Origin of the sequence: Streptomyces sp. NPDC007945 (assembly GCF_042958885.1) — a bacterium.
Taxonomy (GTDB): domain Bacteria; phylum Actinomycetota; class Actinomycetes; order Streptomycetales; family Streptomycetaceae; genus Streptomyces.
Window position 1 is genome coordinate 63,559 of sequence record NZ_JBIBJV010000015.1, and the last position, 25,009, is coordinate 88,567.

General features: G+C 75.7%; 21 protein-coding genes. 11 read left to right on the forward strand and 10 right to left on the reverse strand.

What is annotated here, in order from left to right; translation table 11 throughout:
- The first annotated feature begins 3 nt into the window (after positions 1-3).
- The gene (locus ACFZCF_RS30945) at positions 4-774 is read left to right on the forward strand and encodes an SAM-dependent methyltransferase (protein ID WP_388449766.1); all 771 of its coding nucleotides are present in this window, start codon (positions 4-6) and stop codon (positions 772-774) included.
- A gap of 22 nt (positions 775-796) precedes the next feature.
- On the opposite strand, the gene ACFZCF_RS30950 is transcribed toward ACFZCF_RS30945, so the two are convergent.
- A complete protein-coding gene (locus ACFZCF_RS30950; protein ID WP_391290385.1) occupies positions 797-1,387 on the reverse strand; it encodes an ATP-binding protein in 591 nt (196 codons plus the stop codon).
- A gap of 187 nt (positions 1,388-1,574) precedes the next feature.
- On the reverse strand, positions 1,575-1,892 hold the full coding sequence (locus ACFZCF_RS30955) for a hypothetical protein (protein WP_388449764.1): 318 nt from the start codon (positions 1,890-1,892) through the stop codon (positions 1,575-1,577).
- A 236-nt stretch (positions 1,893-2,128) separates the two neighbouring features.
- Here ACFZCF_RS30955 and ACFZCF_RS30960 point away from each other — a divergent pair, with 236 nt between their 5' ends.
- Entirely contained in the window at positions 2,129-3,226 is a 1,098-nt protein-coding gene (locus ACFZCF_RS30960; RefSeq protein WP_388449846.1) for a PLP-dependent cysteine synthase family protein, read from the forward strand.
- On the opposite strand, the gene ACFZCF_RS30965 is transcribed toward ACFZCF_RS30960, so the two are convergent.
- From ACFZCF_RS30965 to ACFZCF_RS30975, 3 genes are all read right to left on the reverse strand, one after another.
- The gene (locus ACFZCF_RS30965; protein ID WP_391290386.1) at positions 3,186-3,686 is read right to left on the reverse strand and encodes an SRPBCC family protein; all 501 of its coding nucleotides are present in this window, start codon (positions 3,684-3,686) and stop codon (positions 3,186-3,188) included. The genes ACFZCF_RS30960 and ACFZCF_RS30965 overlap by 41 nt on opposite strands.
- Before the next feature lie 374 nt (positions 3,687-4,060).
- The gene (locus ACFZCF_RS30970) at positions 4,061-4,513 is read right to left on the reverse strand and encodes an SRPBCC family protein (RefSeq protein WP_391290387.1); all 453 of its coding nucleotides are present in this window, start codon (positions 4,511-4,513) and stop codon (positions 4,061-4,063) included.
- Positions 4,510-5,328 (reverse strand): DeoR/GlpR family DNA-binding transcription regulator, encoded by an 819-nt coding sequence (locus ACFZCF_RS30975; protein WP_388449761.1) that lies wholly within the window; start codon positions 5,326-5,328, stop codon positions 4,510-4,512. Before ACFZCF_RS30975 ends, ACFZCF_RS30970 begins: the two co-directional genes overlap by 4 nt.
- A 134-nt stretch (positions 5,329-5,462) precedes the next feature.
- Between ACFZCF_RS30975 and ACFZCF_RS30980 the strand changes: the two genes are divergently transcribed.
- A complete protein-coding gene (locus tag ACFZCF_RS30980; protein WP_391290390.1) occupies positions 5,463-7,835 on the forward strand; it encodes a hypothetical protein in 2,373 nt (790 codons plus the stop codon).
- Here the strand turns inward: ACFZCF_RS30980 and ACFZCF_RS30985 are convergent.
- From ACFZCF_RS30985 to ACFZCF_RS31005, 5 genes are all read right to left on the reverse strand, one after another.
- The gene (locus ACFZCF_RS30985) at positions 7,805-10,231 is read right to left on the reverse strand and encodes a right-handed parallel beta-helix repeat-containing protein (protein ID WP_391290392.1); all 2,427 of its coding nucleotides are present in this window, start codon (positions 10,229-10,231) and stop codon (positions 7,805-7,807) included. The genes ACFZCF_RS30980 and ACFZCF_RS30985 overlap by 31 nt on opposite strands.
- Positions 10,232-10,370: 139 nt before the next feature.
- Positions 10,371-10,979: a hypothetical protein gene (locus ACFZCF_RS30990; protein WP_388449758.1), complete on the reverse strand. Its 609-nt coding sequence runs from the start codon at positions 10,977-10,979 to the stop codon at positions 10,371-10,373.
- Positions 10,980-11,064: 85 nt separating this feature from the next.
- The gene (locus ACFZCF_RS30995; RefSeq protein WP_388449757.1) at positions 11,065-11,889 is read right to left on the reverse strand and encodes an MOSC domain-containing protein; all 825 of its coding nucleotides are present in this window, start codon (positions 11,887-11,889) and stop codon (positions 11,065-11,067) included.
- 51 nt (positions 11,890-11,940) lie between these two features.
- Positions 11,941-12,459, reverse strand: a complete 519-nt coding sequence (locus ACFZCF_RS31000; RefSeq protein ID WP_391290396.1) for a DUF6643 family protein — start codon at positions 12,457-12,459, stop codon at positions 11,941-11,943.
- Between the two features lie 317 nt (positions 12,460-12,776).
- Positions 12,777-14,000 (reverse strand): glycosyltransferase, encoded by a 1,224-nt coding sequence (locus ACFZCF_RS31005; protein WP_391290398.1) that lies wholly within the window; start codon positions 13,998-14,000, stop codon positions 12,777-12,779.
- A 58-nt stretch (positions 14,001-14,058) separates the two neighbouring features.
- On the opposite strand from ACFZCF_RS31005, the gene ACFZCF_RS31010 reads away from it, so the two are divergent.
- The 8 genes from ACFZCF_RS31010 to ACFZCF_RS31045 all read left to right on the forward strand — a co-directional run bounded on the left by ACFZCF_RS31010 (position 14,059) and on the right by ACFZCF_RS31045 (position 24,924).
- On the forward strand, positions 14,059-14,856 hold the full coding sequence (locus ACFZCF_RS31010; protein WP_388449754.1) for a glutamate racemase: 798 nt from the start codon (positions 14,059-14,061) through the stop codon (positions 14,854-14,856).
- Positions 14,857-14,947: 91 nt separating this feature from the next.
- Complete coding sequence (locus ACFZCF_RS31015) at positions 14,948-15,508, forward strand: hypothetical protein (protein WP_388449753.1); 561 nt, start codon at positions 14,948-14,950, stop codon at positions 15,506-15,508.
- 109 nt (positions 15,509-15,617) lie between these two features.
- Positions 15,618-17,231, forward strand: coding sequence for an apolipoprotein N-acyltransferase (gene lnt / locus ACFZCF_RS31020; protein WP_391290400.1), 1,614 nt, complete (start codon positions 15,618-15,620; stop codon positions 17,229-17,231).
- A 40-nt stretch (positions 17,232-17,271) separates the two neighbouring features.
- A complete protein-coding gene (locus ACFZCF_RS31025; protein WP_388449751.1) occupies positions 17,272-17,754 on the forward strand; it encodes an NUDIX domain-containing protein in 483 nt (160 codons plus the stop codon).
- A 99-nt stretch (positions 17,755-17,853) separates the two neighbouring features.
- Complete coding sequence (locus tag ACFZCF_RS31030) at positions 17,854-19,749, forward strand: helix-turn-helix domain-containing protein (protein WP_388449750.1); 1,896 nt, start codon at positions 17,854-17,856, stop codon at positions 19,747-19,749.
- A 224-nt stretch (positions 19,750-19,973) separates the two neighbouring features.
- On the forward strand, positions 19,974-21,740 hold the full coding sequence (locus tag ACFZCF_RS31035) for a CoA transferase (protein ID WP_391290403.1): 1,767 nt from the start codon (positions 19,974-19,976) through the stop codon (positions 21,738-21,740).
- Between the two features lie 128 nt (positions 21,741-21,868).
- Positions 21,869-23,572, forward strand: coding sequence for an AMP-binding protein (locus ACFZCF_RS31040; RefSeq protein WP_391290404.1), 1,704 nt, complete (start codon positions 21,869-21,871; stop codon positions 23,570-23,572).
- Positions 23,573-23,667: 95 nt separating this feature from the next.
- Entirely contained in the window at positions 23,668-24,924 is a 1,257-nt protein-coding gene (locus tag ACFZCF_RS31045; RefSeq protein WP_388449747.1) for a nucleotide sugar dehydrogenase, read from the forward strand.
- The last annotated feature ends 85 nt before the right edge of the window (positions 24,925-25,009 follow it).

Here is a 25,009-nt window from a genome sequence, read left to right on the forward strand (position 1 = left end):
TCCATGATCTCTGACGACGCCCCGCTCCCGCCCCGCCTGGGCAGCCTCACCTTCCACGGCCCGCTCTCCGAGGAGCGGGCCGCGCGGCTGGTCCGCCGCATCGCCGACTCCGGCCCGGCCGACGTCCTCGACATCGGCTGCGGCTGGGGCGAGTTGCTGCTGCGGATCCTCGACGCCGCGCCCGGCGCCAAGGGCATCGGCGTCGACATCGAGGCCGAGGACCTCGCCCGCGGGCGGGCGCTCGCGGCGGAGCGGGGGCTCGCCGACCGGGTCGCCTTCGTCGAGGAGTCCGCCCGGGGCAGCGAGCGCGGCCCCGTCGACGCGGTCCTCTGCCTCGGCTCCAGCCAGGCGCTGTGCGACCCGGAGCTGCCGCACGACCCGGCTCAGGCGCTGCGCGAGCTGCGCCGGCTGGTCCGCCCCGGCGGCCTGGTCGTGCTCGGCGAGGGCTTCTGGGAGCGGACCCCCACCGAGGCGGAGCTCGCGGGGATGTGGCCCGGCGCGAGCACCGGCGACCACCACCCGCTGGGCGAGCTCGTCGACCTGGCGATCGCCGCGGGGTTCCGCCCGGCGTGGATCGAGACGGCGAGCCGCGACGAGTGGGAGGACTTCGAGTCCGGCTACCGGTACGACACGGAGCTCTGGCTGGCCGCCCACCCGGACCACCCGCTGGCGGCCGAGACCCGCGAGCGGGTCGACCGGCAGCGCTCCGGCTGGCTGAACGGCTACCGGAACGTCCTCGGCATCGCGTACCTGACGCTGGTCGCCACCGTCTGACCCGCGGGCCCCGGCGCCCGGCTCAGGGGCGTGCGCCGCTCGCCGCGAGCGCCGGGGCCTCCGCCGGCGTGCCCACGGGGACGCCGGCGAGCCGGCTGTACGAGACGACCGGGGCGAGCGGCACCGCGTCGAGCCCGAGCTCGAAGCCGAACCCCGCCTCGGCGCCGACCGCGGCCGGCCCGGGGGTGGGCGGCGGTGCCGTCAGGGTGAACCAGACGACCTTGCCGCTCGCGCCCCACGGGCGCACGCCCCAGCTGTCGCTGAGCGCCCCGACGATGGCGAGGCCGCGGCCCGAGGTGGCGAGCCCGTCCGGTTCGTCCGACGGATCGAGGAAGGCCGACTCCGTCGCCACCGGCATCCGGGGATCGTTGTCCCGGACCGAGACGGTCAGCCGGTCGAGCAGGAGTTCCAGCTCGACGGTGCACTCCTTGTCGGGCTGCGCATGGCGGTGCACATTGCTCAACAGCTCGGTCACTCCCAGTTGGACGGGATCGACCAGGGCGTCGAGGCGCCAATGACGCAGATGGGCGGCGACGATCCTGCGGATCTGACCGATCCGCGACGGCAGGGCCTGGAGCTCCACCGCGTAAAACCTGCTCGGCTCGCTGATCACGGCTGCGACTCCCCGAAGTAGTCCTGAAGAACGGAGATTCGGATCTGTCATGCGGTACGTCAGGGCGGCGCACTGAGCGCAGTGTCACCACCGTTGAACCCTCAGTGAGGTGGTTCCAGCGTGAACCAGCCGTCACCGAGCCGCAACCCGCCGCGAGCTTCCGCAGGTCAGCGCCCCGCCACGGGCCTCACTCGGCGCCGCCCGCCCGCCTGAGCGCGGCCAGGAAGCGGCCCGCCTGCTCGGCGTCCCGGTCGTCGTCCTCCCCGGCGGCGTCCATGGTCAGCCGATAGCGCGTGCCGTTCACGGTCGCCACCGTCTCGTCGGCCTTCGCGAACCACGGGCGGCCCGCCCGCACCGCCTTGACGGGCGCGCTGTCGATCTCGGAGCCGTAACTCGTGAGCAGCGCGAGCCGGCCGTCCTCGATGCGGACCTCCCCGGCCCGGGTCAGCGAGCGCGGCCACCGCTCGATCCGTACGCCCCGGGCGCTGAACTCCGGTTCCGCCATGGCGATCCACCCCTTCCGACTGCCGGTCCCTCCCAGTGTGCCGGGCCGTCGGCCCGGACGCCAGAGACCCCCGCGCAGGTGTTCCCCAAGGCGTTCCTATGGACCGTCAAAGTGAACGTTTGCCCAGGTCGGAGCGGTATCGTCGAGAGCGGGAAGCCGGGTTCCGACCCGGCGGGACAGCGAGGAGAGCACCCTTGAGCACCGCCGCCAGCAGCACCCCCCAGACGGGCGGGGCGATGGCCACCGTGGACGTCGACCGCACCGACCCGGCCTACCGCGCCTGGCTGAAGGAGGCCGTCCGCAAGGTCCAGGCCGACGCCAACCGCTCCGCCGACACCCACCTCCTGCGCTTCCCGCTCCCGGAGAAGTGGGGGATCGACCTCTACCTCAAGGACGAGTCCACCCACCCGACGGGCAGCCTCAAGCACCGCCTCGCCCGCTCGCTCTTCCTGTACGCGCTCTGCAACGGCTGGATCCGGCCCGGCAAGCCCGTCATCGAGGCGTCCAGCGGTTCGACCGCCGTCTCGGAGGCGTACTTCGCGAAGCTCATCGGCGTCCCCTTCGTCGCCGTGATGCCCCGCACCACCAGCCCCGAGAAGTGCCGGCTCATCGAATTCCACGGCGGCCAGTGTCACTTCGTCGACGACTCGCGCACCATGTACGAGGAGGCGGCGGCGCTCGCGGCGCGCACCGGCGGCCACTACATGGACCAATTCACCTACGCCGAGCGGGCCACCGACTGGCGCGGCAACAACAACATCGCCGAGTCGATCTACCAGCAGCTGCGCCTGGAGCGGTACCCCGAGCCGGCCTGGATCGTCGCCACCGCCGGCACCGGCGGCACCTCTGCCACCATCGCCCGCTACGTCCACTACACCCAGCAGAACACCCGGATCTGCGTCGCCGACCCGGAGAACTCCTGCTTCTTCGACGGCTGGGTGCACCACGACCCCGACGCCACCTCCGACTGCGGCTCCCGCATCGAGGGCATCGGCCGGCCCCGGATGGAGCCCAGCTTCGTGCCCGGCGCCGTCGACCGCATGATGAAGGTCCCGGACGCGGCGAGCGTCGCCGCCGTCCGCGCCCTGGAGGGCGCGATCGGGCGGAAGGCGGGCGGTTCCACCGGCACCGGCCTGTGGAGCGCCCTCAAGATCGTCGCGGAGATGGTCGCCGAGGAGCGCACCGGCAGCGTCGTCACCCTGTTGTGCGACCCGGGCGACCGCTACCTCGACAAGTACTACTCGGACGCGTGGCTCGCGGAGCAGGGCCTCGACATCGCCCCGTACGCCGTCGCTATCGAGCGCTTCCTGGCGACGGGCGTCTGGCCGGAGTGAGCCGCCGGTCCAGCGCGGCGGCGGCGCGGCGGAAGGACAGGCCGAGGCCGGGGGAGGCGAGCCGCAGCCCGGCGCGGAAAGGGGCGGGGCCGTCGGCGGCCATCGTCCAGCGCAGCCGGGTCCCGGCGCCGTCCGGCGCCAGGGTCCACTCCTCGGCCAGCGCGGAGACCGCGGGCGCGTTGGTGAGGTCGACCCGGTAGGCGTAGCGCAGGTCCGGTTCGGAGGCCAGGACGGTCTCCTCGAACCGGACCCCGCCGCGCAGCCGTACCGTCCGGCGCGCCCCGTCGTCGAGCGGGACCGCCGAGGCGACCGCGGTGAACCAGGCGGGCAGGCTGCCCACCTCCACCGCGATCGAGCGGTAGACCGCCGCCGGCGGCGCCAGGAGGGTGGCCTCGAAGGCGAGGCGGACGGGCGCGGTGGCGGTGAAGCCGAGCTCCACCGGCCGCAGTCGGCGTGGCATGGACCGGACCTCCCGGATGAGTGGAAGACGCACCCTAACTGACCACCCGTCAGCGCGAAAGCCCGTTCGAGACAAGGTGGTCGGCGGGCGCGGCACCGTCCGGAAAGACGCCCCCACCGGACCGCGACGGCCCGGTGACCACCGCCCCCCGGCGGGCGCCGTTATCGGACCACCGCCGACCCGTCACCACCGTCCCCAGCGGGCGCGCCCACCGGACCGCGACGGGGCCCCGTCACCACCGTCCCCAGCGGGCGCGCCCACCGGACCGCGACGGGGCCCCGTCACCACCGTCGCCGTCGGGCGCCGCACCGGTCCGCGACGGACTCGTCACCCCTGACCCCGGCGGGCGCTCCCGCCCGAACCCGACAGCCGCGTCACCGCCGGTCCCCGGTCGGCGTCCCCAGCAGGCCGTCCAGCGCGCGGCCGAAGACCGCCCGCCCCGCCCGGGCCAGCACCCCGTCGAAGGCGCGCGGCAGTCCGCGCACCGACAGGTCCTCGGTCCACACCACCCGGGTGCCGCCGGGCTCGGGAGCGACCTCGATCTCGGCCCACCCCCGGACCGGCCGCCCGTACTTCTCCAGGCGGCACAGGCCGGGCCCGTCGCCGCGCGGCGGCTGCCAGCGCGTCACCTCCATCGGGTCGTCGAAGCCCAGCCGCCCGATCCCGGTGCGGGCCGTGAAGCGGGTCCCGACCCGGCTCGGGCCGGACGTCAGGACCGTGGTGCGCGTCAGCGGCACCCGCCGGCCGTGCGCCGGCCAGTCCGTCAGCCGCCGCCACGCCTCCGCCGGGGCCAGCGGCACCACGCGCACCACCCGGAAGAGGCTCACCCCGACGTCCCGCCGGCCACCAGCAGTCCCGGCACGTGCTCGGCGACCTCGGACCGCACCTCCGCGGCCATGCCCCGGTCGGTCACCCAGGTGTCCACCTCGTCGAGGGTTCCGAAGGAACTCAGGCCCACCGTCCCCCACTTGGTGTGGTCCGCGACCACCACCACGCGGCGCGCCGACCGGATCAGGCAGCCGTTCGTCTCCGCCTCCGCCAGGTTCGGCGTCGACAGGCCCGCCTCCACCGACAGGCCGTGCACGCCCAGGAAGAGCAGGTCGAAGTGGAGCGAGCGCACCGCCCGGTCCGCCACCGGGCCCACCAGCGCGTCCGACGGCGTCCGCACCCCGCCCGTCAGCACCACCGTCGCCGCCCGCCGGCCCTCGCCGGCCGTCTGGCGCGCCTCGTGGAAGACGTCCGCCACCCGGACCGAGTTCGTCACCACGGTCAGGTCCGGGACGTCGAGGAGCTGCCGCGCCAGCGCGTACGTCGTCGTCCCGCCCGACAGCGCGATCGCCGAACCCGGCAGCACCAGCGAGGCGGCCTCGCGCGCGATCTCGTCCTTCGCGCTCGGCTCCAGCACCGACTTCGCCTCGAAGCCCGGCTCGTGCGTGCTCGGCTCCGACACCGGAACGGCCCCGCCGTGCACCTTCGCGACCATGCCCTGCCGGGCCAGCGCGTCCAGGTCACGGCGGATCGTCATGTCCGAGACGCCGAGCCGCCGGGTCAGTTCGTTCACCCGTACGCCGCCGCGCCGCCGCACCTCGTCGAGGATCAGGGCGCGCCGCTGCTCCGCGAGGAGGTTCTGATTGTCAGTCACCGCCGGGGCCGTTCCTTCCGCAGGAGACGAGGGGATGGCTGTCGGATTCGGTGAGAGACGTGCGCGGGCACACGCTCGTCCGCGATCCTGGAGCCGACGTCGCATCCTCCCACTCCCGCGAGGAGGACTCCTAAGTGTCCCCTGCCACACCCGCCCCGGAGCACGGGGGCGCCGCGCTCGAACTCCTCGTCCACGGGGTCGGCGGTGCCACCCCGCAGTCGATGCTGGACGACCCGAGGACCGTACGGGTCACCGGAGACGACACCGCCGCCGTGCACCGGCGCGCCGAGGACCTCGACGCCGAGGAACACCCCGAGCGGTACGCCGCGCGGCCGGTTCCGGAGGCGTACGTCTGGTCCCACCTCACCTCCGGCGACGGCGCCCGCGCCCTCTGGCTGCTGCTCCTGCCGTTCATGGTCGTCAACCTCGCCCACTGGATGCGGCCCCCCGCCACCGGCCGTCCGGGACTGGTCCGCCTCTACGGCGTCCTCGTCCGCCTCCTCGCCCTCACGCTCACCGCCCTGCTCACCGCCGCCGCCTGCGAGGTCGCCCTCGACCTGACGGCCTGGCAGTGCGCCGGGACCGCCGGCTGCGCCGACGGCCGCCCCTGGCTCGGCTTCCTCGCCGCCGACCGCGGTGGCTGGTGGTCCGCGCCCGGCCGCCGCCTCGCCCTCGCCGCCGCCCTCCCGGCCGCCCTCGTCGGACTCCTCTGGTACCTCTCCCACCGCACCTGGAGCGCGTACGAGGCCCAGCGTCCGCCCACCGACGAGGACCCGCCCGGACCCGTGCCGCCCGCCACAGCGCCGTCCGGGCCGGTGCCCGAGGACCCGCGGCCGGCGCTCGGAAGGCCCGGATTCTGGTACGGGAGGCGGCTCGTCGCCCGGCTGCGCGCCGCGCACACCGCCGCCGGCCTCCTCACCGTGGCCGGCGCCCTCGCCGCCGCGTCCGCCCGCCACGACACGGGCGCCCTCGCCGCCACCGGACTCGCTCTGCGGGCCGCCCTCCTGGCGACCGCCGCCGTCGTCCTGTGGTCGGTCTGCGCACGCGGCCGCAGCGAACGCCGGCTCGACCAGCGCGTCGACAGCGCCGTCTTCACCCGGCTCCCCACCGCCGCGCTCGCCCTGCTCGCCCTGACCGTCCTGCACACCGCCTGGGACCGGCCCGGCTGGACCTCCGCCGGCACCCTCCCCGGGAACGCCGCCTTCGGCGCCCTCACCGTCGCCCAGGGCGGTCTCGTCGTCGCCCTCGGCGCCGTCGCCCTGCTGCTCCAGCGGCCCCGGCGCGACCCCCGTACCGCCCTCGCCGGACTCGGCGGCCCCGCCACCGCCACCCTGGCCTGCGCCCTGGGCGGGGTCATGTCCGGCGGCGTCGCCCAGTGGGTCGCCGACCGCCTCGGCGAGACCGGCCGCCTCGCCGGCCCGCCCGTCCTCCTCACCTGGCAGGCGTCCGTCATCCCCGTCCTGCTCCTGCTGCTGCTCCTGCCCGCCGCCCTCCTCGGCGTCCGGACCGCCCTCGCGACCCGTCGACTGCGGGCCGCCGTCGAGGCGGACTACGCCGGCGAGCGCCCCGACGCGGTGCGTACCGGCCAGATCGCCACCAGCCGCGCCCGCGCCTCGCTCACCGACTCCGCGCCCGTCCTGATCGGCGTCGTCGCCGGCACCGCCCTGTTCCTCGGCGCCGCGTCCGTCGCCGGCGCCTGGACGAGCGGAGAGGTCCCGGGGAGCGCCTTCTCCGGTGCTCCTCCCGCGATCGCCGCCCTCGCCTCCACCACCCAGGCGCTCGGCTCCTGGATGATCGGCTTCGGCTTCCTGCTCTTCGTCACCTGGGGCCGCCGCGCCTACCGCGACGCCTCCGCCCGCCGCACCATAGGCATCCTCTGGGACGTCGGCACCTTCTGGCCGCGCGCCGCCCACCCCTTCGCGCCGCCCTGCTACGCCGAGCGGGCCGTGCCCGACCTCACCTGGCGGATGAGCTCCTGGACCCGGCACACCGGCGGCCGGCTCGTCATCTCCGGCCACTCCCAGGGCAGCGTCCTCGCCGCCGCGGCCGTCTGGCAGCTGCCGACCGAGACCCGCGCGCGGGTCGCCCTCCTCACCTACGGCTCACCGCTGGAACGGCTCTACGGCCGCTGGTTCCCGGCCTACTTCGGTGCCGAGGCGCTGCGCGGGCTCCACCGAGCCGTGCGCTGCTGGACCAATCTGCACCGTGCCACCGATCCCATCGGCGGCCCCGTCCGCGTCCCCGCCGAGGACGGCCGCCCGGCCGTCGACGCACCGGAGCTGCGCGACCCGGTCGCGTACGGACGCACCCACACCCACCCGCTGCCCGAACCGGTCCGCGGCCACTCCGACTACCAGGCCGACCCGGCCTTCGCGATCTGCCGGTCCGCCCTCCTCGACCGGCTCCTGCCCGCGATGCCCCGGCAGCGCACCGTCGGCCTGCCGGACGACGCCGGTCCGGGGCCGAGCCGCTCCGATCAGGGCAGTTCCGGCAGGTCCTCCGGATAGAGCAGGGTCAGGTCGTCGGTGCTCGCCTCGGCGAGCACCGCGACCCGGCCCGCGTGCCGTTCCACCATCGACTCGAACGTCTGCCGCGCGGTCCGCCCGTTGCCGAACGCCGGACCCTTCGGCAGCTTCTCGAAGTACGCGAGGAGGGCGTCGTCGGCGCCCTCCGCGAGCCGGTACTCGTGCTCGTCCGCCTGCTGCCGCACGATCCGCAGCAACTCCTCCGGCGTGTAGTCACCGAAACTGATGGTCCGTGAGAAACGGGACGCCACACCGGGGTTGACGGTGAGGAACCGCTCCATCTCGGCGGTGTACCCGGCGACGATCACCACCACCGCGTCCCGGTGGTCCTCCATCAGCTTCACCAGCGTGTCGATCGCCTCGCGCCCGAAGTCCCGCCCCGAGTCCTCCGGCGACAGCGCGTACGCCTCGTCCACGAACAGCACCCCGCCGCGCGCCCGGTCGAACGCCTCCTGGGTGCGGATCGCGGTCGACCCGATGTGCTCGCCGACCAGGTCGACCCGGGAGACCTCCACGAGATGGCCGCGCTCCAGGACGCCGAGCGAGGCGAGGATCTCGCCGTAGAGGCGGGCGACGGTCGTCTTCCCGGTGCCCGGGTTGCCGGTGAAGACGAGGTGGCGGCGGACCGAGGCGGCCTTCAGGCCCGCCTCCTGCCGTTTGCGGCCCACCTCGATCATGTTGGTGAGCGTCCGCACCTCGTGCTTCACGCTGTCCAGGCCGACCAGCGCGTCGAGCGCCCCCAGCACGTCGTCCGAGGACCTCGGCGCGGGGACCGGCGCGGCCACGGCGGCCGGCGCGGGCGCGGCGGCGGTGCGCGGCGGGGGAGGGGCGTCGAGCAGGCCGGGGGCGTGCCGGGCCGCCGTCAGGACCGGTGCCGGAGCCGCGGGAACGGGCGCCGGCGGCGTCCGCACGGCGCTCTCGTCCCCGGTGCAGTCCTCCACGACGGGCCCGTCCTCGGGGAACTCGTACCCGCCCCGCGCGCACCGCTCGGTCCGGCAGCGGCGCAGCACCGTCCGGCAGCCGTCCATCACGTGGAAGCCGTATCCGCCGCTGCCCGTGACGCGGCAGCCCAGGAAGGTCCCCCGGCCCTCCGCCGACACGTAGAAGCCGGCCTCGGCCGGGGAGGTGACGACACAGCGCTCGACCGTGGGGTCCGCGCCCTTGGTGACGATGACGCCCGTCTGCACGGTGTCCACCGTGCAGTTGGCGAGGGTGCCGCCGCTGCCGTGGTCGCGGAACCACGCCCCGGTGGACGCCTCCTTGATCCGGCAGTCGTCGAGCTGGGCGGTGGCGCCGTCGCTCACCGACACGGCGGTGTTCCGCACCTGCGTGAGGTCGCTGTCCACGACGTCCACCCGGGAGCCCCGGTCGAGCACGAACAGGGCGTCCGGCACGTCGTGCACCCGGCACGCGTCGAGCACGGCGCTCGCCCCGTCGCTCACCCACACCGCCGGATAGTCGCCGGTGCTGTCGTGGATCTCGCACCGGTGGGCGTCCACGCGGGTGCCCGGGTCCCACACCGACAGGCCGTTGCGCCCGAAGCGGCGCACGGTCGACCGGGTGAGCGTCAGCACCGAACGCGACCGCAGGTCCACGGCGTTCTCCGGCACGTCGTGGATGTCGCAGTCGGAGAGCGTGAGCACGGCGTCGGTGTCCAGGGTCACGCCGTCGGCGGAGGTGCGGTGCACGGAGGAGTCCACGAGGTGCGCGGTCGCGCGGCCCGCGATCTGCAGCCCGGCGCCCTTGATCTCGTACACCTCGCAGCCGACGCCCTCCAGGCCGCTGCCCTCGCCGGTGACGGCGATCCCGGCGCCGGAGGCGTGGTGCACCCGGCACCGTTCGAGCCGGGGGTGCGCCCCGCCGCGCACGGCCACCCCTGCCTGCCCGGCCGCCACGACCTCGCACTCCTCGAAGACGCCGCCGGCGCCGTCGACGGCCGCGATGCCCACGCCCGCCGGGTTGTCGATCGTGCACCGCCGGACCGTCGGCCTGGCCTGCCCGCGCACCTCGATCCCGGCGGCCGAGCGCGTCATGATCCGCAGGTCGAGGACTTCGGGGGTGCCGTCCTCGACGAGCAGCGCCGGGGCCGCCACGTCCTGGCCCTCGATGTGCAGGTCCCGCACGATCGCCGAGGCGCGCAGCGTCAGCGGCACCCCGTCCGGCGGCGCGATGCGCACCGGTCCCGTCCCGTCCTCCGGTCCCCGCAGCGTCACCGCCCGGGTCACCACGAGGTTCTCGCGGTACGTGCCGGGCGCGACGGTGAGGACGTCGCCGTCCCCGGCCGCCTCCAGCGCGGCGGCGAGGGAGGCGTATTCGCCCGTGCGGCGCCGCCACCGCGACGTGCCGGTGTGCGTCACCTGGACCGTGCCCTCTGCCATGGGTGTGCTCTGCCCCCGCCTCGTGCCGTCGACGTCGTACCGGACCCGGTGCCCACCGTAGCGCGCGCGGCGGCGCGGGGTTGACGGGTCGTCGAGCCGCACCCTTACGGGGCACGGAACCCCTGGTTCCGGGACGGGGTCAGCTGCCGGCGCCGGTACGGCCCCAGTCGGGGCCGACCTCCGCCCAGGCGCGGTCCAGGCGGGCGTACCGCCTGCAGCGGAGGCGCCGCATGACCAGGCGCCGGACCAGCTCGACGCCGGCCCCGGCGAGGACGGCCGCCATCAGGCCGACGAGGACGGCGTGGGCGCGGGCCGTGTCGCGGGCCAGCGGCGCGGCGACGGGCCGGCCGTCCCGGTCGGTCCAGAGGGAGAAGGCGTCGCCGGGCGCGGAGTCGGCCCGGGAGGTGGTGACGGTGCCCGTGCGGGTGGTGCCGTCGGGGGCGGTCCACCGGGCGACGACCGCGCGCCGGAAGCGCTGTTCGGCGGCCTGGTCGCTCGACGCCGTGGCGCTCCGGGCCGCGGGGGCGGGCCGGAGCACATGGGCCGTGGTCTCCGCGCGGCCCTGCTGCTGGGCGTGGACCGCGCGCTGGAGCGAGTGCTGGGCGGCGGCGCCGGCCGCCCAGCCGGCCGCGGGCACCGCCAGGCACAGCGCGAGGACGGCCACGAGCGCCACCCACGCCTCGACCAGGTCCGTCGTGCGGCGCAGGGGATTGTGCCGCCAGCGCCAGAGTCCGGTGACTGCGCGCATGTGCCGCAACCCCCTCGTTCGTCGGTCCTCCGACGAGTCTGCCCTCGGGGTGCGGGGTTCGCCTGTCGAGCGGCGAGGCCGGGGGTCAGTCGAGGATCTTCACCGGGTCGCCGACGCGGACGGTGCCGCGGTGTTCGGGGACGAGGTTCTGGCCGAAGACGAGCTTGCCGTCCCGCTTGCGGTGCCGGCCGAGGGTGCGCAGCGGCTCCTTGCCGCGCGCCGCGGTCGCCTGGTCGGTGGTGGTCACCACGCACCGCCCGCACGGCTTGGCGACCCGGAAGGTCACCTCGCCCACGGCGAGCCGGGTCCAGCCGTCCTCCGCCCAGGCCTCGGTGCCGTCGACGACGAGGTTGGGCCGGAAGCGGCTCATGGGCAGCGGGCCCTCGTGGGCGTGGTCGCCCGCGGCGATGAGCGCGTTGAGGGCGTCGAGGGAGGCGCTGGAGGCGACGAGCAGCGGATAGCCGTCGGCGAGGCTCACGGTCTCGCCGGGGAGCGCGTACGCGGGGTCGATCGGGCGCCGGTGCTCGGGCGCGTCCAGGTGCACGAGGCGCGCGTCGGTGTCCAGATGGGCGGAGAACCAGGCGGCGGCCGGTTCGCCGGCGGGCACCGTCTCCACGTCCTTGTCGAAGAGGTCCGCGGTCAGCGTGGTCGAGGGCTCGGGCACCGGAACCACGAGCGGTGCGCGACCCGGGGCGGTCAGCCGCAGGCCGCCGTCCTGGAGGGGTTCGGCGGCGGCGAGGGCGAGCCGGGGGTGGCGGCGCTGGGTCATGACGGTGCCGGCGGCGTCGACGACCGCCCAGCGCCGGTCGTGCGCGAGTCCCCAGGGCTGCACCTCTGCCTCCGCGCGGTCGAGCGCGCGGAGGGCCTTCACCGGATGGACGTGGACGGAGCGGAGGACGGGATCAGCCATGGGCTCATCCTGCCAGCCGCTCCGTCCCCGGCCTCACCGGTCCGCGCGCCGTCAGTAACCACCGCCCTGGTAGGGGCGGTTGTACGGGTCGTGGTACTGCGCGGGGGCCGGGACCGGCGCCGGTGCGGGGCGCGGGGCGGCGGGGCGCATCGCCTCGTAGCCGGTGGCGGCCGGCCGGGCCGGCTGCGGGACCGGCCCGCCCGGGTAGCCGCGCGGCGACGCGGGCTGCTGCGGGATGTACGGCGTCGGGGCCGGCTGGAGCGGCGCGGGCGCCGCCATCTGCGGGGCCGGCTGCGGATATCCGTAACCGCTGCCGCCGAAGTAGCCGGGGGCGGGCTGGGGGGACGGTGCCGCCGGGAGGGCGGGCAGGGCGGCCGGCAGCGCCGGCAGATAGGAGCCGGTCGGCGCGGGCGCCGGATAGCCGACGGGGGCCTCGTACGCGGCGGGCACTCGGATCGGGGCGATCTGAGGCGTGCCCCGCTCCGCGACCAGGGAGTCGTAGATAGGGGTGTCCGGGAAGGACGGCGCGGTGTGGTAACCGCCTCCATAGCTGGAGCGGGGGGAGGTCATGGCACATAAGTTAAGCCCACGATCTGCCGATTGGGGAGCCTGCTCAACGCCTTCTTTGACGGGGTTCCGGCGGCCGTGGATCCCCAACCAGAGCGAACGCGTAGAAAACGGGCACGCCACTGTCCCATGATCGCGTAAAACCCGAGTTGAGAGGGGGTTACCGCTGGGTCGGACCGCGCGGCTCCGGCGACCTCGCCCGGTATGAAGAACGCATAAAGAAAATGCGGCCGGAAGGGGAGAGGAGAAGTGATCTTGGGTAAGTCGGAAAGCCGATCCGACATCGAACGGCGAGATGTACACAGGCCGAATTCGCCGCGTTACTCCCCGTGGCGGGGAGTGAATTCCCCGCCACCCGTCGCCGCCCGGGGTCCGGGGTGGACCCGGCCCTTCCACGCCCCGCCCCGGCCCCGATGGTGACGCACCGCCGAATCCACCGTCATCAGCAGATAGAGGAAGGCGGTGAACGGCAGCAGCGGCGCCGTCCCCGGCGACTGGCGGTAGTAGCGCAGCATCGGGACGTACGTCCCCGTCATCACCGCCCAGGCCGCCCCGCCCGCCCACGCCGCCGGCGCGTCCCCCGCGACCAGCCCGGCCACCAGCGCGGCCGGCGGCACCAGGTAGACGAGAGCCAGGCCGGCGACCGTCCCCAGCAGGAGCGGCGGGCTGTAGCGCAACTGGGCGTACGCGCTCCGCGTCACCATCCGCCACAGCTCCCCGAGCCCCGGATACGGGCGCACCGAGTCGACCCGGTCGGCGAGTCCCAGCCAGATCCGGCCCCCGGCCTCCCGCACCGCCCGGGCGAGCGACACGTCGTCGATCACCGACGTACGGATCGCGTCCGGCACGTCGGCCTTCACCGCCGTCTCCGTCCGCAGCAGCACACACCCCCCGGCCGCCGCCGTCGCCCGCGGCCGGGCCGCGTTGATCCAGCGGAACGGGTAGAGCTGGGCGAAGAAGTAGACGAAGGCGGGGACCACGAGCCGCTCCCAGAAGGTCGCCACCCGCAGCCGGGCCATCTGCGACACCAGGTCGCGGTCGTCGTCCCGCGCCGCGGACACCAGCCGACGCAGACTGTCGGGTTCATGGGCGATGTCCGCGTCCGTGAGGAGCAGGAACTCCGGTCCCCGCGCGCGTGCCAGCGCCATCCCGTGCCGCAGCGCCCACAGCTTCCCCGTCCACCCGGGCCCCGGCTCGCCCGGCGACACCACCGTGAGCGGCAGCCCGTCGTGCCGCGCGGCCAGCCCGGCGGCCAGCCGGCCCGTCCCGTCGGTGCTCCCGTCGTCCACCAGGATCACCTCGGCCCGGCCCGGGTAGTCCTGGGCCAGCAACGACGGCAGGCTCAGCGGCAGGACCCCGGCCTCGTCCCGCGCGGGCACCACCACGACGACGTCGGGCCACGCCGCCGTCCCCGCGCGCGCGGGGCCTCTGCCCGGGCGGGCCTTCGGAAGGCGCTGGTCCGTGCGCCAGAAGAAGCCCTGGCCGAGCAGGAGCCAGACCCAGACGGCGAGGGAGAGCGCGGCGAACCAGGCGAGGGTGCTCATTTGTCGCAGTCTGCCCCAGAACGCCGGGGACACAAGGCCCATCGGCTAGGGTGACCGGGTGAAGATCGCGCTCATGGACTCCGGAATCGGCCTCCTCCCGGCGGCCGCCGCGGTGCGCCGGCTCCGCCCGGACGCCGAGCTGCTGCTCTCCAACGACCCCGACGGCATGCCGTGGGGACCGCGTACCCCCGAGGACCTCACCGGCCGCGCCCTCGCCGTCGCCCGCGCCGCCGCCGCCCACCGGCCCGACGCCCTGATCGTGGCCTGCAACACCGCCACCGTCCACGCCCTGCCCGCGCTGCGCGCCGCCCTCGAACCGGCCGTCCCGGTCGTCGGCACCGTCCCGGCGATCAAGCCGGCCGCCGCGGCCGGCGGCAAGGTCGCCATCTGGGCGACCCCCGCCACCACCGGCAGCGACTACCAGCGCGGCCTCATCCGCGAGTTCGCCGGAGGCGCCGAGGTCACCGAGGTGCCCTGTCCCGGCCTCGCCGACGCCGTCGAGCACGCCGACCCCGAGGCCATCGACCGGGCCGTCGAGGCAGCCGCCGCGCTCACGCCGCCGGACATCCGGGCGCTCGTCCTCGGCTGCACCCACTACGAACTCGTCGAGGACCGCATCCTCGCCGCCCTGGCTCCCCGCCGCAGTCCCGGCCTGCCGCCGCTCGTCTTCCACGGCTCCGCCGACGCCGTCGCCGCCCAGGCGCTGCGCCGCGTCGGCGCCGCGCCCGCCCCCGACGCCGAGCCGACCGGCACCCTCTCCGTCCTGCTGAGCGGCCGCCCCGGCTCCCTTCCGGCCGCCGTCCTGGAGTACGCCGCCGGACGGCTCCTGGCCGCCGCCCCGGCCCCCTCCCTCTGACCGCGGGGCGGATCCGCCGCCGTCACCCAGGGTCACCGGGCGGACGCGCTCCGGCGCGCGGGACCGGACACCCCTGGGTAGTCTTCCGGACATGAGGAAGGAATCCGGCCAGGTGCGTGCCGACGGGCGTCCGCCCGCCGTCTGGACCGGCCGCGCGACCAACCGTTTCCAGTGGATCGCCGCCGTCGCGGGCGCCGCCTTCCTGGCCCTCGGGATCACCCTCGCCGTCGTGTCCGCCTGGACCTCCGGCGTCGCCGCGCTCGTCATGGCCGTCTTCGGCTGCGTCGCCGCCGGCCTCCTCGTCCTCTTCGGCACCCTCGCCTTCGTCCACGTGGAGGTCCGCGTCGACGACCGGGCCATGGAGGTCCGCTGCGGCCACATCGGCGTCCCCCGCCGGACCATCCTCCTCACGGAGGTCGTCGACGCCGACTACGCGCCCCGGGTCACCCCTCGCCACTGGGGCGGCTGGGGCTACCGCTGGCGCCCCGACCGGGGCACCGCCGTCGTCGTGCGCCGGGGCGAGGGCCTGGTGCTCCGCCTCGCCGACGGACGCAGCTTCACCGTCACCGTCGACGGCGCCGAAGGGGCGGTCGACACCATCCGGGGGCGCCTGCGCCACCCGGCCCCGCCCCAGACCCCCGCCGGCGCCTGACCGGCACGCGCGCGTACCGATGGCCCGCTCTCCCGGGGCCCGGCGCGGCCCTCGGCGCCGCCCGATGCCGGACCGGGCGTCGACAGGCACGGCACGTACACTCCGCAAGGTGAGCACCACCATCACCCCCGAGGCGGCCGGAGCCGCCGACGATCCGACCGCGACCGAAGACCGGCCGCGCCGTCTCGCCCGGCTCCAGCGGTTCGTCCGCCCCGGAACGGCCCTGCTCTCCGGCGTCCTGCTCTACCTGAGCTTCCCCCCGCGCCCCCTGTGGTGGCTCGCGCTGCCCGCCTTCGCGCTCCTCGCCCTGGCCCTCCACGGGCGCCGCCTCCGCGCCGGCTTCGGACTCGGCTACCTCGCCGGGCTCGGCTTCCTGCTGCCGCTCCTCGTCTGGACGGGCGAGGAGGTCGGCCCGGTGCCGTGGCTCGCCCTCGCCGCCGTCGAGGCGCTCTTCGTCGCCGTCGTCGGACTCGGCGTCGCCGCCGTCTCGCGCCTTCCCTGGTGGCCCGTCCTCGCCGCCGGGGTGTGGATCCTCGGCGAGGCGGCACGCGCGCGCGTGCCCTTCGGCGGCTTCCCCTGGGGCAAGATCGCCTTCGGCCAGGCCGACGGGATCTTCCTGCCCCTCGCCGCCGTCGGCGGCACCCCCGTGCTCGGCTTCGCCGTCGCCCTCTGCGGCTTCGGCCTCTACGAGGCCGTCCGCCTGGTCCGCCTCCACCGCGCCACCGGCACCGTCCCGCGCGGGCCCCTGGCCGCCGCCGCGCTCTCCGTGCTCGTCCCGGTCACCGGCGCCCTCGCCGCCCTGCCGCTCGTCAGCGCCGCCCCCGAGGACGGCACCGCCACCGTCGCCGCCATCCAGGGCAACGTCCCCCGCCTCGGCCTCGACTTCAACTCCCAGCGCCGCCAGGTCCTCGACAACCACGCCGCCCGCACCCGCGAACTCGCCGCCGAGGTGAAGGCCGGGACCGCGCCGCAGCCGGACTTCGTCCTGTGGCCGGAGAACTCCTCCGACATCGACCCCTACGCCAACCCGGACGCCGCCGCCGTCATCGAGGGCGCGGTCGACGCCGTGCGGGCCCCCACGGTCGTCGGCGCCGTGGTCTCCCCGCCCACCGGCAAGCTCCGCAACACCCTCATCCAGTGGGAGCCCGGCAAGGGACCCGTCGCCACCTACGACAAGCGGCACGTCCAGCCCTTCGGCGAGTACATCCCCCTGCGGTCCGTCGTCCGCCTCTTCAACAGCGACGTCGACCGCGTCGCCCGCGACTTCGGCCCCGGCACCGAGGTCGGCGTCTTCGACCTCGCCGGCACCAAGGTCGGTCTCGCCACCTGCTACGAGGCCGCCTTCGACTGGGCCGTCCGCGACACCGTCACCCACGGGGCGCAGCTGCTCACCGTCCCCAGCAACAACGCCACCTTCGGCCGCAGCGAGATGACCTACCAGCAGCTCGCCATGTCCCGCGTCCGGGCCGTGGAGCACAGCCGGGCCGTCGTCGTCCCGGTGACCAGCGGCGTCAGCGCCGTCATCCGCCCCGACGGCGAGATCGTCGCGCAGACCGCCATGTTCACCCCGGACTACCTGGTCGAGGAGGTTCCGCTGCGCTCCACGCGGACCCCCGCCACCCGGCTCGGCACCCTCCCCGAGGCCCTGCTCGCCGCCGTCGCGGCCGCCGGCCTCGGCTGGGCCGCCGCCCGGGGCGTCCGCGCCCGCCGCACGCGTACCTGAGCCCGCGGGCCGGCCCGGAAGATGATCTAGGGTCGGACCCATGGCCACCCCCGACTTCATCCGCGAACTGCGCAGGACCGCCGGGCACCAGCTGCTCTTCCTGCCCGGCGTCAGCGCCGTCGTCCTCGACGACCGGGGCCGGGTCCTGCTGGGCCGCCGCGCCGACACCGGCGCCTGGGCCGTCATCGGCGGCATCCTCGAGCCCGGCGAGCAGCCCGCGGACTGCGCGGTCCGCGAGGTCGAGGAGGAGACCGGGGTGCGCTGCGTGCCCGAGCGGGTGCTCCTCGTCGAGACCCTGCGCAAGCCCGTCGTCTACGCCAACGGCGACATCTGCCAGTTCATGGACGTGTCCTTCGTCTGCCGTGCCGTCGGAGGCGAGGCCCGGGTCAACGACGACGAGTCGATCGACGTCGGCTGGTTCGAGGTCGACGCCCTCCCCGAGATGAAGCGCTTCTCGCTGCGCAGGATCGAGAAGGCGCTCGCCGACGGCCCCACCTGGTTCCGCACCGCGACCGACGACTGAGCCCACGGCCCGGCAACCGCACGAACTCGGCGGGAGTCGTCCACAGGGGCCGTCCACAGGGGTGGTGCGGGCCCGCGTCCGCCCGGTATTCCTGTGTCCATGTCCCATGAACACGTCTCCTATCTGGAACTCCTCGCCCGGGGAGCCGCCACGGAGGCATACGACCGGCCCGTGCTCCTCGCCCGCGCGAGCGGCGCCGAGCCCGAGGTGCTGGCCGGGCTCGAAGAGGCGAAGCAGCTCGCCCTGCGGGTCCGCGCCGACCTGGAGGGCCGGCGACGGCGCGAGGCGGAGCTGTCCGCGCTCTTCGCCACCGCCCACGACCTCGCGGGACTCCGCGACCTCGACGCCGTGCTGCGCGCCATCGTCCAGCGGGCCCGCGCCCTCCTGGGCACCGAGGTCTCCTACCTGAGCCTCAACGACCCGGTGGCCGGCGACACCTACATGAGGGTCACCGAGGGCTCCGTCTCCGCCCGCTTCCAGCAGGTGCGCCTCGGCATGGGCGAAGGGCTCGGCGGCCTGGTCGCCCAGACCGCCCGCCCCTACGTCACCGCCGACTACTTCGGCGACGACCGCTTCCAGCACACCGGCACCATCGATTCCGCCGTCCGCGACGAGGGCCTGGTCGCCATCCTCGGCGTGCCGCTGAGCCTCGGGAGCCAGGTCATCGGGGTGCTCTTCGCCGCCGACCGCCGCGCCAGGGTCTTCGAGCGCGAGCAGGTCGCCCTCCTCGGCTCCTTCGCCGCCCACGCGGCCGTCGCCATCGACACGGCCAACCTGCTCGCCGAGACCCGCTCCGCCCTCGCCGAGCTGGAGCGGGCCAACGACATCATCCGCGCGCACAGCGCCGTCATCGAGCGCGCCTCCGAGGTCCACGACCGCCTCTCCGAACTGGTGCTGCGCGGCGGCGGCGTCCACGACGTCGCCGAGGCCGTCTCCGAGGTCCTCGGCGGCACCGTCGAGTTCACCGGGACCACCCCCGAGGGCGCCGCCCGCCGCTCCGGCGGGCACGCGGTCCGCGAGGGCGACGACTGGATCGCCGCCGTCTCCGCCGGGGGCGAGCACCTCGGCGCCCTCGTGCTGCGCGGCCGCCCCGACCTCGACCCCGTCGACCTGCGGACCCTGGAGCGGGCCGCCCTCGTCACCTCCCTGCTGCTGCTCGCCCGCCGCTCGGCCGGCGAGGCAGAACAGCGGGTACGGGGCGAACTGCTCGACGACCTCCTCGACGCCCCCGACCGCGACCGCCGCCTGCTGCGCGAGCGCGCCGCCCGCCTCCGCGCCGACAGCGACGCCCCGCACGTGGTCCTCGCGGCCCGCGTCGACCGCACCGGCCCCGCCGACGAGACCGAGCGGTCCGGCAGGGAGAGCGCCGACCGGCAGCGGCTCCGGTCCGCCGCCTCCCACCTCGCCGCCACCCGCGGCGGCCTCGCCTCCGCCCGGGACGGCGGTACGGTCCTCCTGCTGCCGCTGGGCCCCGGGGAGGACGCCTCGGCACTGGCCCGCCAGACCGCCCGCCACCTCGGCGGCACCCTCCGCGAACCGGTCACCGTCGGCGCCTCCGCCCCCGTCCGGGACCCACTCGACCACCCGGACCGGGTCGCGGGCGCGTACCAGGAGGCCCGCCGCTGCCTCGACGCCCTCGGACTCCTGCGGCGCGCGGGCGAGGGCGCCGCCGCGGCGGACCTGGGCTTCCTCGGCCTGCTGCTCGCCGACGGCCGCGACATCGGAGGCTTCGTGGAGCGCACCATCGGGCAGGTCGTCGCCTACGACCGGCGACGCGGCACCGACCTGGTGCGCACCCTCGACGCCTACTTCGCCAGCGGCATGAGCCCGGCCCGCACCAAGGACGACCTGCACGTCCACGTGAACACCGTGGCACAGCGCCTGGAGCGGGTCGGACGGCTCCTCGGCCCCGACTGGCAGGCGCCGTCCCGGGCCCTGGAGATACAGCTGGCGCTCCGCCTGCACGCCCTCTCCCCGGCCGTCACCCGCACCTGACCGGCACGCAGAAGATCCGGCGCCGCCCGCTCACGGATCCGCCCCGTCCCCGCAGTGGCCGGTACTGCTCCCCGACGGCCGTGCGAACGCTCGCCCGTCGGGCGGAAGCCGGGCCGATGGCCGTGCCCCCGACGCCCGTCCGCTGTTCTCCCCCGTTGGAAAGATCGTTTCGAGGCGGGAGAGGGACGGCGCATGCGGCGGGACGGGGAAGGCGGTCGGCGTAGGTGACCCTGTCCGAGGAGGCCCGCACCAGGGCACACTCCGCCCCCGCCGACCCCGCCCGCACCGCCCGCACCGTGGCCGGGGCGCTGCTCGACCGCACCCTCGGCGCCCTGCCGGGCGGCGACCGGAACCGACCCGCCTGGACCGTCGGCGGCACCGGTCCCGTCGGCATCGACGCCGGCGACGAGCGGGCCGTCCAAGCCGCCTGCGGCGTCATGCACGTGCACGGCCGGGCCACCGGCGCCCCCGCCCCGCTCACCGCGGAGTACGTCTCCGCCGTCACCGGCGTGCTCGCCGCCCAGGGCGTCACGGCCGCCCTGTTCGCCCGCGCCCAGGGCCGCCCGCCCCTGCGCACCGGCACCTCCCTCGCGCAGGGGGCGCTGCTCACGGTCACCCAGTACCTCGCCGCCGCCACCGCGCCCGACGACGCCCCACCGCCCGGCGGCCCGTCCGGACTCGCCACGCTCGTCACGGCCGACGGCGCCCGCGTCGAGATCGAGACGCTCGACCCCGAAGCCTGGGCCGGATTCTGGAGCCGACTGGGCGTCCCGCCGCGCACGGCCGGCCGCGGCTGGCTGCCCTTCCAGTCCCGCTTCGGAACGGCGGTCTGCCCCCTCCCCGCCGAGCTCCGGGACGCCGTCCTGGCCCTGCCCCTCGCTGCCGTACACGAGGCGGGTGCCGCACACGGCGTCTCCGTCGCCGAGGTCGGCGCGTCCACGACGCCCCCGCCCGGCCTCGCCCCCTGGACGCTCGACCCCGCCCCCCACGCCCCGCCCCGGCCTCCGGCCGCCGCGCCGCTCCGCGGGGACGCCCTGCCGCTGGCCGGCGTACGGATCGTCGAGTCGGCCCGCCGCGTCCAGGGCCCCATGGCCGGCCACGTCCTGCGCATGCTCGGCGCCGAAGTCGTACGCGTCGAGCCGCCGGGCGGCGACCCCCTGCGCCACCTCCCGCCGGTCGCCGCCGGCTGCTCGGTCCGCTTCTCCGCGCTCAACCACGGCAAGACCGTCGTCGAGGCCGATCTCACGACCCGCCGGGGCCGCGCCGCCGTCGCCGAACTCGCCGCCGGCGCCGATGTCTTCCTCCACAACTGGGCCCCCGGAAAGGACCGCGCCCTCGGCCTGGACGCCGACGCGCTGCACGCCCTCCACCCCCGCCTGGTGCACGCCTCCGCCTCCGGATTCGGCACCGCCCTCGGTCCCGTCCCGCCGATCGGCACCGACTACCTCGCCCAGGTCCACGGCGGCCTCGCCGCCGCCCTCCGCCCCTCGGAGGAACCCCCGGCCCCCTCCCTGATGACCGTCACCGACGTCCTCGGCGGACTGGTCCTGGCCCAGGCCGTCCTCGCCGGTCTCCTCACCCGCGAGCACACCCACCGGGGCGCCCGCGTCCACTCCTCGCTGCTCTCCGCCGCCGCCCTGGTGCCCCGGGCCGGCCGCCGGGTCGCCCTCTCCCCGCTCGACCACCCGCTGCCCACCGCCGACGGCCTGCTCCACCTCGGCGCCCGGGCCCGCTCCAGGCCCGCGGAGCTCGCCCGGGCCGTCGGCGCGCACGGTCCCGACGGCGTGCGGGAGCGGCTGCGGAGCCGTACGACGGAGGAGTGGCTGGCCGGCCTCCGCGCGGCCGGACTGCCGTCGGTCGCCGTCCGCACCGATCTGGCCGGCCTCGCCCGCGACCCCGCGTTCGCCCGCGCCGTCCTCCCGCCGGACGAGCACCACCCGTTCGCCCGCCCGGCCGCGCCCTGGACGTTCACCGAGGAGGCCTCCACGTGAGGCACCGCCGCCCCGGATCCGCCGCTCCCACGCGCTGACGCGGCCGCCCGTCCACGCGCGCCGGACGCCCGCGTCCGGCGCGCCGAGGCCCCACGCCCCACCCGAACCACCCGGAAGGCAGAACCCCGATGACCGCGACGTCCGCCGTGCGGGAGACCCTCTGGCGTTCCCGCAACGGCCTGGAGCTGCCCGACCGGGTGCCGCGCGCCGACCGTGCCGCCTGGGAGGCCCGGGGGCTGTGTCCCGACGCCGACCTCTTCACCCTCTTCCGGCGCAACGCCCTCGCCTTCCCCGGCCGCGAGGCGGTGGTCGACGACCGCGGCACCCTCACCTACGGCGAGCTGTACGCCGACGTGCTGCGCGTGGCGGGCCTGTTCGCGGAGGCGGGGCTCGGCGCCCGGGACGTCGTCGCGCTGCGCCTGCCCAACGGGCGGCTCGCCGCCGCGGCCGAACTCGCCGTCTACGCCCTCGGTGCGGTCGCCCTGCCGTACCCGCTCGGCGGTGGGGTCCGCGACACCCGCGCGCTGCTGTCCCGCTCCCGGGCGGGCGGAGCCGTCCTCAGCGAACCGGAGGACGCCCGGGTGGCGGCGGAACTGCCGTGGACGCGCGCGGTGTTCCGTACGTCGTCCGGCGCGGACGGCCTGGACCGTGCCGTGCCCCGGACGGCCTTCCGGCCGGCGGACCGTCCCGCCGAGGCCGGCGCCCCGGCGCGGTTCCTCGTCTCCTCCGGTTCCGAGGCCGAACCGAAGCTGGTCGCCTACAGCCACCAGGCGATCGCCGGGGGCCGGGCCGCGTACGTACGCGCCCTCGCCGGTTTCCCGGCGGAGCCGCCCCGCTTCCTCGTCCTCGTCCCGCTGGCCTCCTCGTACGGCTCGCTCGGCGTCCCGGTGGCGCTCGCCGCGCTCGGCGCCACCCTGATCACGCGCGAGCGCTTCGACGCCCGCGAGGCGCTCCGGGCGATCGTCGACCACCGGCCCACCCATTTCTTCGGGGTGCCGACCATGCTGCGGCGGATGGCGGACCTGCCCCGCCTGCCGGGGGAACCCGCCCCGGGCCTGCGGGCCGTGGTCTCCAGCGGCGCCGCGCTGCCCGACTCCACCGCGACCGCCTGCCGGGAGCGCTTCGGCGTGCCGGTCGTGACCGTCTACGGCTCCTCCGACGGCGTCAACTGTCACACCGTCACCCCGGCCGGGGACACCGCCGGCGTTCCCGACCCCGCCGTGGCCGCGATCCGGATCGTCCGCCCGGACGGCACGCCGGCGGCCGTGGGAGAGCCCGGCGAGATCCAGGCCAAGGGTCCGATGACCCCGCTGTGTTACGTGGGTGCCCCCGAACTCGACGCCCGCTACCGCACGGAGACGGGCTGGGTCCGCTCCGGAGACCTCGGCGCCCTCGACGCGGCGGGTCGGCTGCGGGTCCTGGGACGGCTCAAGAACGTGGTGATCAGGGGCGGTTACACCATCAGTCCCGCTGAGGTGGAACGGGAGCTGGGTACCGACCCCCGGATCGCGGAGGCGGTGTGCGTGCCCGTGCCCGACGAGGAGTTCGGTGAGCGGCTGTGCGCGGTCGTACGCCCGGCTCCGGGGGTGCCGGCGCCGGCCCTGGACGCCGTGACCGCGCACCTCGCGGCCCGGGGGCTGGAGCGCCGCAAGTTTCCCGAGTACCTCCTGGTGCTCGACCGGATGCCGCTGCGGCCCACCGGGAAGGTCTGCCGGCGCACCGTCACCGCCCGGGCCGCGGAGGCCTTCGGCGGTGCCACCCCGGTCGGCGCGACGGTTCGCGTCGACCTGGAGGCAGGGCCTTTCACTCATGCGAGCGAACTCGCGCATTGATTGCGCGGAGACGCGAAATCGCATGCAATCCTGTCAATGCAAACGGAATCTTTGATTCAACTTCCTTGTGCGGGAAGTGAATCACGGGGGGACGCATGTTCACAGAAGTCGCCGTGGTCGGTCTCGGCTACGTCGGTCTTCCGCTGGCCCGCCGGGCCTGCGAAGCAGGACTCGCGACCGTCGGCTTCGACGTCGACACCGAGGTGGTGGAGGGACTCGGCCGGGGGCGCTCGCACATCGAGGACATCCCGGACGAGGACGTCGCGGCGATGCGCGCCGCCGGCTTCCGGGCCTCCACCGACCCCTCGGTCCTCGCCGGCGCCCACACCGTCGTCATCTGCGTGCCCACCGGCCTCACCCCGGCCGGAGAGCCCGACCTGTTACCCCTGACGACGGCCGTTCGCACGGTCGCCCGCCACCTGGAACCCGGCGTGCTCGTCTGCGTCGAGTCCACCAGCCACCCGGGCACCACGGAGGAGATCGTCCGGCCCCTCCTCGAAGCGCACGGGCTGCGCGTGGGCGGGGACTTCCACCTCGCGTACTCGCCCGAGCGCATCGACCCCGGCAACCGCCGCTACAGCCTGCGCAGCACCCCCAAGGTCGTCAGCGGCTGCACCGAGCTCTGCGCCAAGCACGCGACCGCCTTCTACGAGCGGCTCGTCGACGAGGTCGTCGTCGCCGCCGGGACGCGCGAGGCGGAGATGGCCAAACTCCTCGAGAACGCCTACCGGTACGTCAACATCGCGCTGGTCGACGAGGTGGCCCTCTACTGCGACCGGGTCGGCATCGACATCTGGGACGTGCTGCGCTGCGCCGACACCAAGCCCTTCGGCTACTCGGCCTTCCGGCCGGGCCCGGGCGTCGGCGGCCACTGCATCCCCGTCGACCCCCGCTACCTGATGAGCCACGCCGCCGAACAGGGCTTCACCTTCCACACCCTGGGCGCCGCCCGCGCCGTCCTCGACGCCATGCCCGGACACGTCGCGGACCGGGCCCGCGACCTGCTCGTCGCCGCGGGGAAGGACCCCGCCGGGGCGAGGGTGACGCTGCTCGGCGTCGCCTACAAGGCCGACATCTCCGACACCCGGGAGTCACCCGCGTACCCCGTCGCCCGGGCCCTCGGCGCGCTCGGCGTCCGGCTCTCCTACCACGACCCGTACGTCGAACGCTTCGAGGTGGACGGCGTTCCCGTCCCCCGCCGGCGCTCGTGCGCACAGGCCCTCGCCGACAGCGACCTGGTGGTGCTGCTCCAGGAGCACGCCGCGTACCGGTCCGCCGACTGGGACGGCGCGGACTGCCCGGTCCTGGACACCCGGGGGACGGCGGAGGGCAGACGCGTGGTGCGGCTCTGACGCTGCCCCGCACCCCACAGACCTCCGGTCCGGCCCCGGCGCGCAGGGCGGGACCGAGGAAAGGCCGTCCGGACGCCCGTCCGAA

Bases quoted from the DNA above. Each gene is read 5' to 3' on its own strand.
- ACFZCF_RS30985 (WP_391290392.1), bottom strand. From the start codon at position 10,231: ATGGCAGAGGGCACGGTCCAGGTGACGCACACCGGCACGTCGCGGTGG.
- ACFZCF_RS31005 (WP_391290398.1), bottom strand. From the start codon at position 14,000: ATGAGCACCCTCGCCTGGTTCGCCGCGCTCTCCCTCGCCGTCTGGGTC.
- ACFZCF_RS31030 (WP_388449750.1), top strand. From the start codon at position 17,854: ATGTCCCATGAACACGTCTCCTATCTGGAACTCCTCGCCCGGGGAGCC.
- ACFZCF_RS31000 (WP_391290396.1), bottom strand. From the start codon at position 12,459: ATGACCTCCCCCCGCTCCAGCTATGGAGGCGGTTACCACACCGCGCCG.
- ACFZCF_RS30965 (WP_391290386.1), bottom strand. From the start codon at position 3,686: ATGCCACGCCGACTGCGGCCGGTGGAGCTCGGCTTCACCGCCACCGCG.
- ACFZCF_RS31040 (WP_391290404.1), top strand. From the start codon at position 21,869: ATGACCGCGACGTCCGCCGTGCGGGAGACCCTCTGGCGTTCCCGCAAC.
- ACFZCF_RS30955 (WP_388449764.1), bottom strand. From the start codon at position 1,892: ATGGCGGAACCGGAGTTCAGCGCCCGGGGCGTACGGATCGAGCGGTGG.
- ACFZCF_RS31025 (WP_388449751.1), top strand. From the start codon at position 17,272: ATGGCCACCCCCGACTTCATCCGCGAACTGCGCAGGACCGCCGGGCAC.
- ACFZCF_RS30990 (WP_388449758.1), bottom strand. From the start codon at position 10,979: ATGCGCGCAGTCACCGGACTCTGGCGCTGGCGGCACAATCCCCTGCGC.
- ACFZCF_RS30960 (WP_388449846.1), top strand. From the start codon at position 2,129: ATGGCCACCGTGGACGTCGACCGCACCGACCCGGCCTACCGCGCCTGG.
- ACFZCF_RS31015 (WP_388449753.1), top strand. From the start codon at position 14,948: ATGAGGAAGGAATCCGGCCAGGTGCGTGCCGACGGGCGTCCGCCCGCC.
- ACFZCF_RS30995 (WP_388449757.1), bottom strand. From the start codon at position 11,889: ATGGCTGATCCCGTCCTCCGCTCCGTCCACGTCCATCCGGTGAAGGCC.
- ACFZCF_RS30945 (WP_388449766.1), top strand. From the start codon at position 4: ATGATCTCTGACGACGCCCCGCTCCCGCCCCGCCTGGGCAGCCTCACC.
- ACFZCF_RS31045 (WP_388449747.1), top strand. From the start codon at position 23,668: ATGTTCACAGAAGTCGCCGTGGTCGGTCTCGGCTACGTCGGTCTTCCG.